The 14,763-nt window shown below is 67.5% G+C and carries 12 protein-coding genes; 10 read left to right on the top strand and 2 right to left on the bottom strand.

Annotated elements, in window-relative coordinates; genetic code table 11:
* The first annotated feature begins 43 nt into the window (after nt 1-43).
* The 6 genes from miv_RS17520 to miv_RS17495 all read left to right on the top strand — a co-directional run bounded on the left by miv_RS17520 (nt 44) and on the right by miv_RS17495 (nt 5,107).
* Complete coding sequence (locus miv_RS17520; protein WP_207177941.1) at nt 44-658, top strand: ribonuclease D; 615 nt, start codon at nt 44-46, stop codon at nt 656-658.
* 185 nt (nt 659-843) lie between these two features.
* Nucleotides 844-1,584 carry an LPS export ABC transporter periplasmic protein LptC gene (gene lptC / locus miv_RS17515; protein WP_207183531.1) on the top strand — a complete coding sequence of 247 codons (741 nt, stop codon included), beginning with the start codon at nt 844-846 and terminating at the stop codon, nt 1,582-1,584.
* 70 nt (nt 1,585-1,654) lie between these two features.
* Nucleotides 1,655-2,422 (top strand): LptA/OstA family protein, encoded by a 768-nt coding sequence (locus miv_RS17510; protein ID WP_207183530.1) that lies wholly within the window; start codon nt 1,655-1,657, stop codon nt 2,420-2,422.
* Nucleotides 2,423-2,819: 397 nt separating this feature from the next.
* Nucleotides 2,820-3,314, top strand: a complete 495-nt coding sequence (locus miv_RS17505; RefSeq protein ID WP_207177940.1) for a hypothetical protein — start codon at nt 2,820-2,822, stop codon at nt 3,312-3,314.
* Nucleotides 3,315-3,467: 153 nt separating this feature from the next.
* Nucleotides 3,468-4,835 carry a hypothetical protein gene (locus miv_RS17500; protein ID WP_207177939.1) on the top strand — a complete coding sequence of 456 codons (1,368 nt, stop codon included), beginning with the start codon at nt 3,468-3,470 and terminating at the stop codon, nt 4,833-4,835.
* Between the two features lie 2 nt (nt 4,836-4,837).
* Nucleotides 4,838-5,107, top strand: a complete 270-nt coding sequence (locus tag miv_RS17495; RefSeq protein ID WP_207177938.1) for a hypothetical protein — start codon at nt 4,838-4,840, stop codon at nt 5,105-5,107.
* Between the two features lie 78 nt (nt 5,108-5,185).
* Here the strand turns inward: miv_RS17495 and miv_RS17490 are convergent, their stop codons facing one another.
* The gene (locus tag miv_RS17490; protein WP_280529450.1) at nt 5,186-7,525 is read right to left on the bottom strand and encodes an NADP-dependent malic enzyme; all 2,340 of its coding nucleotides are present in this window, start codon (nt 7,523-7,525) and stop codon (nt 5,186-5,188) included.
* A gap of 84 nt (nt 7,526-7,609) precedes the next feature.
* On the opposite strand from miv_RS17490, the gene miv_RS17485 reads away from it, so the two are divergent.
* Nucleotides 7,610-8,254: a CatB-related O-acetyltransferase gene (locus miv_RS17485; RefSeq protein ID WP_280529474.1), complete on the top strand. Its 645-nt coding sequence runs from the start codon at nt 7,610-7,612 to the stop codon at nt 8,252-8,254.
* 51 nt (nt 8,255-8,305) lie between these two features.
* Here miv_RS17485 and miv_RS17480 read toward each other — a convergent pair whose 3' ends face one another.
* Complete coding sequence (locus miv_RS17480; protein ID WP_207177936.1) at nt 8,306-10,768, bottom strand: GumC family protein; 2,463 nt, start codon at nt 10,766-10,768, stop codon at nt 8,306-8,308.
* Between the two features lie 209 nt (nt 10,769-10,977).
* Between miv_RS17480 and miv_RS17475 the strand changes: the two genes are divergently transcribed.
* The 3 genes from miv_RS17475 to miv_RS17465 all read left to right on the top strand — a co-directional run bounded on the left by miv_RS17475 (nt 10,978) and on the right by miv_RS17465 (nt 14,691).
* Nucleotides 10,978-11,562 (top strand): polysaccharide biosynthesis/export family protein, encoded by a 585-nt coding sequence (locus miv_RS17475; protein ID WP_048431567.1) that lies wholly within the window; start codon nt 10,978-10,980, stop codon nt 11,560-11,562.
* Nucleotides 11,563-11,734: 172 nt separating this feature from the next.
* A complete protein-coding gene (locus tag miv_RS17470) occupies nt 11,735-13,009 on the top strand; it encodes a glycosyltransferase (protein WP_207177935.1) in 1,275 nt (424 codons plus the stop codon).
* A gap of 146 nt (nt 13,010-13,155) precedes the next feature.
* Nucleotides 13,156-14,691 carry an undecaprenyl-phosphate glucose phosphotransferase gene (locus miv_RS17465; RefSeq protein ID WP_058618989.1) on the top strand — a complete coding sequence of 512 codons (1,536 nt, stop codon included), beginning with the start codon at nt 13,156-13,158 and terminating at the stop codon, nt 14,689-14,691.
* Nucleotides 14,692-14,763 lie beyond the last annotated feature (72 nt).

Genomic DNA, 14,763 nt, shown 5'->3' with positions numbered 1-14,763 from the left:
CGCCGGGGCAACCCCTCTCGACGTTGCCCCGGACGCGCCTCCCATGCCCCATCGCCTGCACCGCGGCGACCTGCCCGACGATTACGTGCCGGGCCCGGCCATCGCGGTCGACACCGAGACCCTCGGCCTCCAGCCCCACCGCGACCGGCTCTGCGTGGTGCAGATCTCCCGCGGCGACGGCGAGGTCGACCTGGTGCAGATCCCCAAGGCCGGCCCCGAGCCGGTGGTGCTCAAGCGGGTCATGGCCGACCCGGCGGTGACCAAGATCTTCCACTACGCCCGCTTCGACCTCGCGGTGCTCTACCATCGCCTCGGCGTGATGCCGGGGCCGGTCTACTGCACCAAGATCGGTTCGCGGCTCGCCCGCACCTATACCGACCGGCACGGCCTGAAGGACCTGGTGCGCGAGCTCCTCGGCGTCGACCTGTCGAAGCAGCAGCAATCCTCGGATTGGGGCGCCGACACCCTGACCCAGGCGCAGATCGACTACGCGGCCTCCGACGTGCTCCACCTGCACGCCCTGCGCACGCGCCTCGACGCGATGCTGGCCCGCGAGGACCGGACCGCCATGGCGCAAGCCTGCTTCGACTTCCTGCCGACCCGTGCCCGCCTCGACCTGCTCGAATGGGACGAGACGGACATCTTCGCGCATAGCTGAGCGGACCTGGCGAAACGCGCGCCGCTGCCGCCCCGCCGGATGCCGACGGCGATCGGCGGTTTCGCGGGAGACGCGGAGTCGAGACAGAAGCCTGGCCGTTCTGTTAACCTTCCGGCCATAACTTCGACACCGGACCGGGGCAGGGGTGGGGCGTGTCCCGCGCACCCCGCCCGGGTCTCGGCATGATGCAGGTGGCCACAACCTTGCTCGACGCGGTCCCGTCCCCGGCCGGCCCGGCCCTCGATTCCCGGCGCCTGCGCGCCCACACCCGCGCCCGCCGGCACAGCGCCCAGGTGCGCTGGCTGCGCCGCGCGATCCCCCTCGGCGCGGGGGCGGCCGGGCTCGCCATCGTGGTCGGCACCTGGCTCAACCCCTTCGCCGATCTCGGCGTCTCGGTCAGCCTCGGCGCGATCGGCGTCTCGGGCTCGAAGGTGACGATGGAGAGCCCGCGCCTCTCCGGCTACCGCTCGAAGGACAACCGCCCCTACGTCGTCACCGCGAAGGCCGCGCTCCAGGACGTGCGCAAGCCCTTCGTGATCGAATTGCAGAACATGCTCGGGCGCCTCACCACCGACGAATCGGGGGGGCTCGCCCATATCGAGGCGACGGCCGGCATCTTCGACACCCAGAAGGAGGCGCTGGAGCTGAGCCAGCACATCCGCCTCTGGACCGACAAGGGCCAGGAGGCGCGCCTCACCTCGGCCCATGTCGACTTCAAGGCCGGCGCCATGTCCTCGCGCGAGGCCGTCACCGTCACGATGCCGACCGGCTCGATCCGGGCCGACGGCCTCGAGGTGACCGAGAGCGGCAAGACCATCTCGTTCGTCGGCAACGTCAAGGCGGTCTTCTCCAACCACGCCCCTTCCGAGACCTCGGAGCAGGATCCGCCGCTGCGGACCACCGAGGCCCAGATCAAGGACGATTGAGCCCGTGCCCCGTCTCCCGGCCCTCGCGGCGCTCGGCTGCCTCACTGTCGCCGCTCTCGCCCTCCCGTCCGTGCCCCGGGCCGAGACCCCGGCCGCGCCCGCCGCCGAAAAATCCGCCACCAAGAAGAAGGAGGCCGGCTCCGGCTTCGGCGCCTTCGGCAGCGGCGGCGGCAAGGAGCCGATCAAGATCGACGCCGACCGGCTCGACGTGTTCGACCGCGAGAACAAGGCGGTCTTCGCCGGCAACGTCGTGGCGGTGCAGGGCGAGAGCACCATCCGCTGCTCCAGCATGACCGTGCACTACCAGCGCAAGGAGAAGGAGCCGAAGGGCAAGGCCGAGGCCAAGGGGTCGGACGGCAAGGGGCCCGACGCGAAGGCGTCCATTGCCCAAGCCGTGGACGCGAAGCCCGCGGAGGTAAAGCCCGTCGAGAAGCCCGTGAAGGTCGAGGCGAAGGCCGAGCCCAAGGTCGAGAAACCCGAAAAATCGTCCGATCCCACCGACGGCAGCGCGATCCGCCAGGTGGTCTGCGCCGGCCCGGTCACGGTGGTGTCGAAGGACCAGGTGGCGAGCGGCGACAACGCGGTGTTCGACCGGGTGGCGAACCGCGTCGTGCTCACCGGCAACGTGGTGCTGAGCCAGTGCCAGAACGTCACCCGCGGCTCGCGCCTCGTCTACGACATGAATACCGGCCGGGCGAACATGGACCCGGTCGCGGGCGGCCGCGTGTCGGCGATGTTCGTGCCGGGCGGCAAGGACGACAACGCCAAGGGCAAGCAGGCCGGCTGTGCGCAGCCGCCGGGGCAGGCGGGGAAGGCGGCGCCGAAGCCGCGGGGGTAGATGGGAGTTGAGGCGGATTGATCCTTGCCGCGGCCCTAGGCTCTGAACGTAATCAGCTTGAAGCCGGCAAGGGCTGCTGATGTCGCCGAGTTAAGGTTCGATAGACGAAATCTGGCGTCTCAGCTATTATAATGCTCTGTTATGAATGGTCTGAGCAAGACAAATTTATTATTAAACTCATTGTGCTGGCTTCGGATATTCAATATTTTGAATTCGGAAATATTTATAATGTATTTTTGAGATTGCTGAATGTTTTATTGTCTTGCTCCCTTCAATGAATAATTTTTCCCTAACTTCCCCTGACGCCACATAACGGCGCCGTCAACGACGTAACGCTCTTGCATTCTCGCTACAAATTGCGCTTACTCAGCCTATGGATAATATACATGGTCGTGTTATGGCTGGGCAGCCAAAAGATACCGCATCGGATCGCGATCAGAAGATCAAGGCCGCCGACGGGTTGAGACAAGAGATGGAGGTGCTGGCTTTTAGAGCACGCGATCTCATACTCGCGCAGCCGCCCATCACGCTTTTGAGCTATATTTTATCGCGATTCCACGTGGCTTTGTTGAGCCAAAGCACCGCTGGAGACACCGAAAATTCACCTCCTCGGCAAGAAATTGTAAAAAAATATCAACTTGCCCTTGAATACATGCACGCAGTCTGGAGTTGTCATTCGCATCTGATTGATAATGCGCAGGCGATCGATGAAGAAAAAGTCATCGAGCTTATGGAAATTTTGGCCGAACTCGAAAATAAAACCCTTTTTTATTCTATGGCAAGTGCTGCTGCCCGGGTCGACGATGGTAAAGGTGGGTATTCAGCTGATACCGAGTTCCACGCAAAAATATCATGGAGCCTAATTCGTGGCCATCGCTACCAAGTGCTTTAGGAGGAGTTTTTTCGTTTCGCACTTGAGCCACACAGTGATGCATTAAAGACAGCGTATGGTGTCGATTATGATGAGATTGCAGCAGGTATTCAGCGAATCGCGGATACATTTCGGTCTGGCGTCAGCAGAGCCGCAGAGGGAATACATGCCGCGATGGAAAAGATTCACGCTATAGCGGAGGCGCGCGGCGAAGATACAAAGACATTAATAGGACGAATGAAGATTGAAGAACCGGAATTATCTGCAAAAATTATCTACCAAATTCAGGGTGTTATTTTTGGCGGTGTGTGCAATCTGAGCCGACATTCTGGGCTTCCGGCTGCTCTGCTTGACGATATTTCATATATACCTGGCGAGAACACAAAATTTTTTGCCGAAGGCGAGTTTGCGGGCACACCAATGCGGACACTGCCAGCTCGAATCAAGCCAGGAATCAAGCTTGGAGGCGAGGTCTATGCAACCGACGGTCAGTTCGTTCGAGATTCCGCGTATCGCGCCATTCAATGGGGGTTGTGGAAACGATTGCCGTATCGCGATGATTGGATTAGCCGGCAAGGTCGCCGCGTTGAAGAAGCTTATACAAAAATATTCTCTCGGCAGCTACGAGATAGTAAATCATTCGAGAGCGTATATTACAAAGATGTGGCAACGGGCGAGTGGGCTGAGTGCGACTTACTACTGCTAGTTGATGACGTTCTGCTTGTAATTGAGGGCAAGGCCGGGGTGATGCCAATGCAGTCCCCTGCTACGAATTTTGCGAGCCATGAGCGAGTGATTAATGAACTTATTGGCAAGGCTTATAAGCAGTGCGCACGTTTCATCAATTATTTGGCAAGCGCGCCAGAGGTACCGCTGTTCTTGCTGCGCAATGGTGCGCACGTCGAGATAGCTAGAATCAAGCGCGATAAATTTCGGATAATTCTGCCGATCGGCCTCACGATCGAGGCCTTCACTCCGTTCTCAGCAATGGCCAAGGAACTGCCAGACATTACTCCGATCCTTGGAGCGCATCCTTTCATATCCATGTCCGTTGACGATTTGTTCGTTATCAATCGATTTCTGCCTACTACCGGCCAGCTAATTCATTATTTAAGTGTTCGTCAGCAGGTCGCAGGCATACCGAAGGCCATGTTGTTTGATGAAATCGATCATCTTGGTGCGTATGTTGTTCGCAATAGATTTGATATCGACTTGCGCAAACAGCTAAAAGACACTGATCAGATAATTTGGACTGCTTTCAGTGATATTGTGGATCGCTATTTCGAGAACGAGAACTGGGCCGAGCGCCCGGTGCCAACACAGTCTATGCCTGTCGGCCTAATTCGTATACTTGAAGCTATCGACCGGCGTCGACCCGTCGGATGGCTGCGGATTGATGCCATGCTCCGCGATTACGATCAGACGAGCCAGGAGGATATAGCACTCCTTCTTGAGCAACTTGAACCCACACTACGTGAGCACCCAACACGCCAATTTCTTGTAGGGAGCGATACCCCCTACAGATCTGGCTCTGCCGCGTGAGAATGGAACCGAGCGTTGAGGAAATCAAGTTCCAGGCGCAAGTTGCTTGTGCTGTTCTCAAAAATGATTCGACAAATATTTTAATTTTAAGCTACAAAAAATTTGATGAGATTGACGGTGTCCAGCATCAAAGTGTAAGATCTGCATCAATCCTGCAAGTTGACTATACTAAAATCCAGGCCGAGGCTGCTCGCCAGCGTCGAAGGACAATATTGCCTGGGCAGATGATTAAGAAGAATAAGGGTCGTAAAAAACCGGACAGAGGTAAATAGCTGACCATGTATTTGAGCTTGTATGCGACGGTGGTATGGAGGCCCGGTGGTTATCCCACCGGGCCGCCTCGTCTTACATCAAGCCGACACCAACGGCGTCCCCGTCTCCGCCGCGCTGTCGCCCTCGGGCGTCAGCACCTCCTGCCCCTGGGCCTCCACCACCGCCGCGGCGGTGATGTTGACGATGCCGCGCGCCGTCACCGACGGCGTGAGGATATGCGCCGGCTTCGCCGGGCCGAGGAGCAGCGGCCCCACCGGCAGCGCGTCGGCCAGGGTCTTGGAGAACTGGAAGGCGATGTTCGCCGCATCCAGGTTCGGCATGATCAGCACGTTGGCCTCGCCCTTGAGGCGCGAGCCCGGCAGCACCTTGTCGCGGATCGCCTGCGACAGGGCGGTGTCGGCCGCCATCTCGCCGTCGACCTCGAGGTCGGGGGCGCGCTCGCGCACCAGCGCCAGGGCCTGGCGCATCTTGCGCGACGAGGCGGTGTCGAACGAGCCGAAATCGGCATGGCTGACGAGCGCGATCTTCGGCGACAGGCCGAAGCGGCGGGCGGTGTCGCCGCAGGCGATGGCGACGTCGGCGATCTCCTCGGCGCTCGGATCGGGCCTCACGTGGGTGTCGGCCAGGAAGTAGGCGCCCTTCGAGGTGACGATGAGGCTGAGCGCCGCGAAGTCCCGGGCGCCCGGCGCGAGCCCGATGATGTCGCGGATCACCCGGAGCTTGCTCTCGAAGCGGCCCTCCAGGCCGCAGATCAGCGCGTCGGCCTCGCCGCGGCGCACGGCCAGCGCGCCGATCACCGCGTTGTTGGTGCGCACCAGCGTGCGGGCGCCGTCCGGCGTGATGCCGCGGCGTCCGGCGAGATCGATGTAGGTCTGGACGTAGGTGCGGTAGCGCGGATCGTCGTCGGGGTTGATCAGCTCGAAGTCGCGGCCGGGCTGGATCGCGAGGCCGAAGCGCTTGAGGCGGGTCTCGATCACGTTCGGGCGGCCGATCAGGATGGGCTTGGCCAGCCCCTCCTCGACGATCGCCTGGACGGCGCGCAGCACCCGCTCGTCCTCGCCCTCGGCGTAGACGACCCGGCGGGGATCCTGCTTGGCCGCGGTGAAGACCGGCTTCATGATGAAGCCGGAGCGGTGCACGAACCGGTCGAGGGACTCGGCATAGGCCTGCACGTCCGGCAGCGGCCGCTTGGCGACGCCGGATTCCATCGCGGCCTGCGCGACGGCGGGGGCGATGCGCAGGATCAGGCGCGGGTCGAACGGGCTCGGGATCAGGGAGTGGGGGCCGAAGGGCCGCGCCTCGCCGCCATAGGCGCGGGCGACGACGTCGGACGGGGTCTCGCGGGCGAGCCCCGCGATCGCCTTGACGGCCGCCGCCTTCATCTCCTCGTTGATCGTGGTCGCCCCGACGTCGAGCGCCCCCCGGAAGATGTAGGGGAAGCACAGGACGTTGTTGACCTGGTTCGGGAAGTCGGAGCGCCCGGTGCAGATCATCGCGTCCGGCCGCTTCTCCTCGGCGAGGTTCGGCATGATCTCCGGATAGGGGTTGGCGAGCGCCATGATCAGCGGCTTCTCGGCCATCCGCTCCAGCATCTCGGGCTTGAGCACACCGCCGGCCGAGAGGCCGAGGAAGACGTCGGCGCCGGGGATCACCTCGGCGAGCGTCCGGGCCTGCGTCTCCTGGGCATAGACCGACTTCCAGCGGTCCATGAGCGTCTCACGGCCCTTGAAGACCACGCCCTCGATGTCGGTGACGAAGATGTTTTCGCGCCGCGCCCCCAGCGAGACGAGCTGGTTGAGGCAGGCGAGCGCCGCCGCCCCCGCGCCCGAGGTGACGATCTTGACCTCGGCGATGTTCTTGCCGGCGAATTCGAGGCCGTTGAGGACGGCCGCCGCCACGATGATCGCCGTGCCGTGCTGGTCGTCGTGGAAGACCGGGATGTTCATCCGGGCCCGGCAGCGCTCCTCGACCTCGAAGCACTCCGGCGCCTTGATGTCCTCGAGGTTGATGCCGCCGAAGGTGGGCTCGAGCGCCGCCACCACGTCGACGAGCTTGTCGACGTTCTTCTCGTTGAGCTCGATGTCGAACACGTCGATGCCGGCGAACTTCTTGAACAGGACCGCCTTGCCCTCCATCACGGGCTTGGAGGCGAGCGGGCCGATATCGCCGAGCCCGAGCACCGCGGTGCCGTTCGACACCACCGCGACGAGGTTCTGGCGCGCGGTCAGGGTCGCGGCCTCCTCCGGATCGGCGGCGATCGCCTCGCAGGCGGCGGCGACGCCGGGGGAGTAGGCGAGCGCCAGGTCGCGCTGGTTGCCGAGCGGCTTCGTCGGCTGGATCTCCAGCTTCCCGGGTCGCGGATGACGGTGGTAGAACAGCGCGCCGCTCTTCAGATCGTCCGAAATGTTGCTGCTCACCGCGCTGTCTCCCCGGGTCGCCCGAAAAGTCGGGCTTGCCATCCTGTCCGCGGCTCGCAAGCGAGTCCGCGGGTGATGGGTTTCCTGCACCGCCTGCGGCAGGGGCGCAACCCTCACAACGAGACGCGATTGCATCTGGCCAAGCTCGTGGCCCGCCATGGCTTCCGGGTGGCGCCGTTCTCCTACGGCAGGCCGAAGGTTCGCTTTCCGGAATCCGGCGCACGACTGACGATCGGCCCCTATTGCTCCATCGCCGACAAGGTCGAGATCCTGCTCGGGGGCAACCACCGCACCGACTGGGTCTCGACCTATCCGTTCGCCGCGATGACGGGCCTGTGGCCGGACCTCGACGCGCCGGACGGCTACCACGCCTCCCGGGGCGACGTCGCGATCGGGGCCGATGTCTGGCTCGGCTCGGGCTGCCTGATCCTGTCCGGGGTCACGGTCGGCCCCGGCGCCGTCGTGGCGGCCCACGCGGTCGTGACCCGGGACGTGCCGCCCTACGCCATCGTGGCCGGCAACCCGGCCCGGGTGATCCGCCACCGCTTCTCGCCGGAGATCGCGGCGGCCTTGGTCGAGACCGCCTGGTGGGACCTACCGCCGGAGCGGGTGCGGGCCCTGGTGCCGCTCCTCCAGAGCGGCGAGGCCGAGGCCCTGGTGCGGGCCCTGCGGGACGGGCAGGCCCCGCCGGGGGAGGGGGCCCGGTCCGGCAGGCGGGGCGTGGAATAAGAAAGGGGAGGCCGTGCCGGTCTCCCCGCGTCCTACGTCCGGGTCGCTCCCTCAGGCCGACCGGCGCAGCGGGTAGGACGGCATCGGGACCTCCGCCGGGGCCCGGTCCTGGGCGACGATCACCTCCGGCACCCCGGCCGCCTCGGCGGTATCGAACAGCCCGACGAGGCGCGGGTCGTCGGCCTCCGCATTCGAGGCGATCACCACCGCGTCCATCCAGGCGCCGAGCGCGCTCACCATCGACCGGGTCTCGGCCGAGAAGCCGTCGTTGAGGGAGGCGATCACCCAGTCGTAGGCCTCGCCGAGGGCGTCGAAGGTGAGGCCGAGCGCGTCGCCCCCGTCGAGCAGGGCCGAGGCCTCGCCGCGGCCGCGGCCGATCAGGTTGAGGCGCGGGCCGGCCTCGCGCCGGATCGCCGCGGTGAAATCGGCCCGGCCGGCGACGAGATCCGTGAGGCCCGGATGCGCGTCCGCCGATCCGTCGAGGCGCACCAGCAGGGCGCGGCCGTGCAGGGCGGCGGCGCGGCCGAGGCTGCGGGCGAGGTCGTCGAGGTCGGTCCCCTCGCCGGTGCCGACGAGGAGCACCCGCCGGCCGCCGCCCGCGGTCTCGACCGCGTCGAGCCGGGCCACCAGCACGTCGAGGTCGTAGCGGGGCTCGGATGCCGCCCGGGCAGCGGGAGCCGGGGCGACGGCGGGGGCCGGGGCGGGTTGGGCCGCCATCGCCGGGACCGGAGCGGCGGGCAGGAGCGCCGGCTCCGCGAACAGGCGCTCGGCGGAGGAGTGCGGCGCGGGAGCCGGTGCGGGCATCGGATCGGCCTGCGCGGCGGCCTCCCGGACCGGGGCCGGCTCGGGCTGCGGGGCCGGCGCCACGGGCAGCGGCGCGGCCTCGATCTCCGGCTCGGCCGGGAGGCTGGCGGCGACCCGGGCCGCCGGCTCGGGCATCGGATTCATGACGACCGGGGCATCGGTCTCCGACTCCGGGCGGCGCACCGGCGGGCGGCCGCGGCCGCGGCCCGGGGGATCGCCGGCGAGCAGCGCCTTGGCGACGACCCCGCCGATGGCGAACAGGAACGCGATCACCGTGGCGAAGAGGATGATCGGCAGCTTCTTGGGGAAGGACGGCAGGTCGGGTACCACCGCGCGGGAGACCACCCGGGCATCCGCCGGGGCGGCGCTCGCCGCGTCGCGGGCCGCGGCCTCGCGGAACCGGCCGAGATAGGATTCGAGCTGCTCGCGCTGGGCCTTCGCCTCGCGCTCCAGCGCCCGCAATTCGACCTCGTCGCCATTCGCCTTGGCGACGATGGTGCGCTGGGCGTCCACCGCCGCCTGCAGGCTCTCGACCCGGCTGCCGGCGATGCGGGAATCGTTCTCGAGGGTACGCACCGCGCGGTCGGCGGCGGCCCGGATCTGCGTCTCCAGGCCCTCGAGCTGGGCGCCGAGCTCCTTCATCCGCGGGTGCTGCGGCAGCAGGGTGCGGGCCTCCAGCGCCAGCTGCGCCTTCAGGCCGATGCGCTGCTCGACGAGGCGGCGGATCAGCTCGTTGTTGGCGACGTCCGGAATCTCGAAGCTGCGGCCGTCCTTGAGCATCTCGCGGATCAGCTTGGCCTTGGCGACGGAATCGGCCTGGGCGGCGCGGGCCTGGGTCAGCTGGGTCGAGAGCTCGGCGAGCTGCTGGGCGGCGAGCGGCTGGTTGGCGGTGCCGCCGCTGCCGATGAGGCCGTTGCGGGCGCGGAACGCCTCGACCTTGCCCTCGGCCTCGGCGACGCGGCTGCGCAGGGCGTCGATGTTGGAGCCGAGCCAGGTCGAGGCGTAGCGCGCGGTGTCGACCTTGGCGGCGGCGAGGGAGGAGAGATAGAGGTCCGAGATCGTGTTGGCGGCCTTCGCGGCCAGCTCGGGGTCCTTCGAGCGGAACTCGATCGTCAGGATGCGCGACTTGCCGGCCGGGTAGACCAGCAGCCGCTCGAAGTATTTTTCCAGCACCCGGTCGACCGGCTCGCGGTCGAGGGGGTTCTGGGCGAGGCCGAGCATCACCAGCACCTGCTGGAGGCCGCCGACGCCCTTCACCATCGGGTCGAATTCGGGGTTGCCGACGAGGCCGAGGCTCTTGATCGCCTCGCGGGCGATGTCGCGCGACATCACCACCTGGACCTGGCTCGCCACGGCCTGCTCGTCGATCGGCTGGGGCAGCTCGCCCCGGTCCTGCTGCAGGCGCGTCAGCGCGCTGTCGCGGCTCTCGAGCAGGAGCTTGGCCTCCGCGGTGTAGCGCGGCGTCACGACATGCACGAAGACGACGGCGAGCCCGAAGGCCGCGACCGTCGGCAGCAGGATCACCAGCCAGCGCCGCCGCAGCAGGCGGCCGACATCGCCGAGAGTCAGGCCGTCCGAGGACGCGCTGTCGGCGTCCTCCCGGGGCGCGAGGTCGGGGCGGGCCTCGTCCGGGCCCTTGCGGCTGCGCCCGGCCAGGCGGTCGGGCAGGCGGGCACGCGACCGCTCGGCGAAGGGGAAGGCGCGGGGCATGGCGGACCGTCTGTCAGGACGCGGAGAGAGACGGCCCGTGGACGGGCCGCGCCGCGATAACACCCGATTAAGGTTGCCGACAAGTTAAGGCATTGGCGGCGCGGACGATCCGGTTCCGTACGCCCTGTCCGGGTGAGACTTCATTAACCATGCCGCCCTAGACCTCGGGCATCAGACCTCGCCGACACGATCTGGACTGGCCGGAAGCGATGAACCGACGCGCCCTCCTCACCGGCATGGTGACCACCGTGGCGACCACCCTGGCGCTCGGGGGCTGCCTGCGGCCGGAATACCGCACCGCTCTGCTCGACGAGACGGGAACGGGCTCGGTCGGTGCCGCCTATTCCCTGGCGGCCGGCGACAAGCTGCGGGTGATCGTCTTCGGACAGGACAACCTCTCGAACATCTACGCGGTGGACGGCGCCGGACGCATCGCCCTGCCGCTGATCGGCCCGGTCAAGGTCGCGGGCGGCTCCACCGCCCAGGCCGCCCGCGCCATCGAGGCGCGCCTGCGCGACGGCTTCGTGCGCGAGCCCCACGTCACGGTCGAGGTCGAGGTCTACCGGCCGTTCTTCATCCTGGGCGAGGTCACGACCTCGGGCCAGTACCCCTATGTCAGCGGCATGACGGTCGAGACCGCGGTGGCGATCGCGGCGGGCTTCGGGCCCCGCGCCGCCCGCGACTACGCCGTCGTCACCCGCGAGGGGCCGACCGGCCTCGTCTCCGGCATCGTGCCGATGACCTACCCGGTGCGCCCCGGCGACACGATCGTCGTCAAGGAGCGCTGGTTCTGAGGAGTGCCCGTGCTCCTTCCCCCGCCCTGCGCGCCGGCAAGGTCTGGGACGCGACAGGCCATCCTGCGATCTCGACTTCCACTGACCAGCGGTTAACCACGCGCCCGTCGATCCGGGTACGGACAAAACTTTCGACCGGACTTTAACCGGCCGGGTACGGTCCCGGGGCGAGATGGAGGCTGCCGCGCGCCGCGGCGCCGTCATCGAGCCTGAGGACACGCCCGTGGCCGCCTCCCCACTCCGCCTCGTCGCCGGTCCCGCTCCGCGGGACGCCGCGCTCCGGGATGCCGCCCCGCTCGCGGCGGCCGCGCCGCGGGAGCGCATCCTGCACGTCTTCCGGGCCCCGGTCGGGGGCCTCTTTCGCCACGTCGTCGACGTCGCCCGGCTCCAGGCCGCGGCCGGCCACGATGTCGGACTGTTCTGCGATGCCAGCACCGGCGGTGCCCGGGCCGAGGCCGCCCTGGCGGATCTCGCCCCGCACCTGACCCTCGGCGTCACCCGCCTGCCGATGCGCCGCAACCCGCATCCGAGTGATCTCTCGGCGCTTGCCGCCCTCTCGCGGCTCGCGCGCCGCGCCGCGCCGACCGTGCTGCACGGGCACGGCTCGAAGGGCGGCCTGTTCGCCCGCCTGGTCCCGGTCGGGTCGGCCTTGCGTCCGGTGCGGGCCTACACGCCGCATGGCGGCAGCTTCAACTACCGCCCCGGCTCGGCGCTCCATCGCCTCTACATGCAGGCCGAGCGCGTGCTCACCGCCCGCACCGACGTTTTCCTGTTCGAGAGCGACTTCATCGCCGGGCGCTACCGGGCCTATGTCGGACCGACGACGCGGCTGGTGCGGATCGTCCATAACGGCATCGCCGCCGAGGAATTCGCCCCGATCGACCGGGCGCCGGACGCCCTCGACCTCGTCTATATCGGCGAGCTGCGCGAGGCGAAGGGCGTCCCGGTGCTGTTCGAGGCCCTGGCGCGCCTGCGCCGCGAGCGCGGACGGCGCCTGACCCTGCTGGTGGTCGGCTCGGGGCCGGACGAAAATACCCTGCGCACGCGGGTCGCGGCGCTGGGTCTTGCCGAGGACGTGCGCTTCGAGCCGCCCCAGCCGATCCGCGCCGCGCTGAGCCGCGCCCACGTGATGGTGGTGCCCTCCCTCGCCGAATCGCTGCCCTACGTGATCCTGGAGGCGGCGGCGGCGGCCCAGCCGATGGTCTCGACCGATGTCGGGGGCATCCCGGAGATTTTCGGGCCCGCCGCCCCCGCCCTGGTCCCGCCGAACGACGCCGCCGCCCTCGCGGGCGCGATCCTGCGCAAGGTCGATCAGAATCCGGAGGCGCGCCGCGGCGAAGCGGCGGGCCTGAGCGCCTTCATCCGCTGCCGGTTCTCGATGGACCAGATGGCCGAGGACGGGCTCGCGGGCTATGCCGCCGCCCGCCAGCGGATCGTCGGAGCGTGAGGGAATCCCCGCCCCGGGATCGATCGATTTTTAGCGATTCGATCGCGGGCCCCTTAATGCTTTTGTCAGTGCCCACGGGCGATCCTCCTTTTCCCACCTAGATCGATGCGGGGGTCTCCTCCGCGAGCCGTGACCGGAACCGTGCCATGAGTGCGTTCGACGTCCGCGACATCCTCAAGACCGTGGCGGCCGACCAGGGCGGCCCGCTCGGCCGCGCCGGCCACGAGCGCGAGGCCGTGCCTCCCGCCGAGACCGTGGCGCCGGTACGGCCGGACCCGGCGGTGTCGCCGGTGGTGTTCACCGGCTGCGTCCGGGCGGTCGAGTTCGGCCTCGTGGCGCTCGCCGGCCTGTGCGCCCAGCGCTGGCTCCTCGCCGGCGTGGTGCCGCTCCATCTCGGCTACGTCGCGGCGATCCTGGGACTCGCCGGCCTCAACGTGCTGGTGCTGCAGGCGCTCGGCGCCTACGGGATCCGGGCGTTTCGGGCCTTCTTCAGCGTCGGTGCCCGGGTGGTGCTCGGCTGGTCGCTGGTGATGCTGCTCGCCGCCACGGTCCTGTTCTTCGCCAAGCTCGGCGACAACTACTCGCGCCTGTGGCTCGGCACCGTCTATGGCGGCGGGCTGGCGCTCCTGGTGGCCGAGCGGCTCGTCCTGTCGCTGGTGGTGAGCGCGCAGATGCGCCGCGGCCGCTTCGACCGGCGCGTCGCGGTCGTGGGCGGCGGCGAGCCGGCGGAGGCCCTGATCCGGGCGATCGAGGCGCAGGGCGATTCCGGCCTCAAGGTCGTCGGCCTGTTCGACGACCGCAACGACGGCCGCTCGGCCGACGTGGTCGCCGGCTACCCGAAGCTCGGCACCGTCAGCGACCTCGTGACCTTCGCCCGGCGCACCAAGGTCGACCTGATCGTCTTCACCCTGCCGATCTCGGCCGAGGCGCGCATCCTCCAGATGCTCGCCAAGCTCTGGGTCCTGCCGGTCGACATCCGCCTCTCGGCCCATGCCTCGAAGCTCCGGCTCCGCCCGCGCAGCTACTCCTATCTCGGCTCGGTGCCGGTGCTCGACGTGTTCGACCGGCCGATCGCCGACTGGGACGTGGTGGTCAAGGGCGTGTTCGACCGGGTGGTCGGCGCCGTGCTGCTGCTGCTGCTCTCGCCGGTGATGCTCGGCGTCGGGCTCGCCGTGAAGCTGACCTCGCGCGGCCCGGTCTTCTTCCGGCAGAAGCGCCACGGCTTCAACAACGAGATCATCGACGTCTACAAGTTCCGCTCGATGTATACCGACCAGTGCGACTATACGGCGAGCAAGATCGTCACCAAGGGCGACCCGCGGGTGACCCCGGTCGGCCGCTTCATCCGCAAGAGCTCGCTCGACGAGCTGCCCCAGCTCATCAACGTGGTAAAGGGCGACCTGTCCCTCGTCGGGCCGCGCCCGCACGCCCTCCAGGCGAAGGCGGCCAACACCCTCTACGACCAGGTCGTCGACGGCTACTTCGCCCGTCACAAGGTCAAGCCCGGCATCACCGGCTGGGCCCAGATCAACGGCTGGCGCGGGGAGACCGATACCAGCGAGAAGATCCAGCGCCGGGTCGAGCACGACCTGTACTACATCGAGAACTGGTCGGTGTTCTTCGACCTGCAGATCCTGGCGATGACGCCGCTGGCGCTGTTCAAGACCGAGAACGCGTACTGACGAAAGACGACGGTCGCGGCAGGGGCGGGGCCGGGGAGAGGGGAGACCTCGTCCCGGCCCCGCCCGTTTGCA

The sequence above is a fragment of the Methylobacterium indicum genome, from assembly GCF_017347565.1.
Taxonomy (GTDB): Bacteria; Pseudomonadota; Alphaproteobacteria; order Rhizobiales; family Beijerinckiaceae; genus Methylobacterium; species Methylobacterium indicum.
The sequence above is the reverse complement of the archived record's forward strand: the minus strand, read 5'-3'. Positions and strand labels throughout refer to the sequence as shown.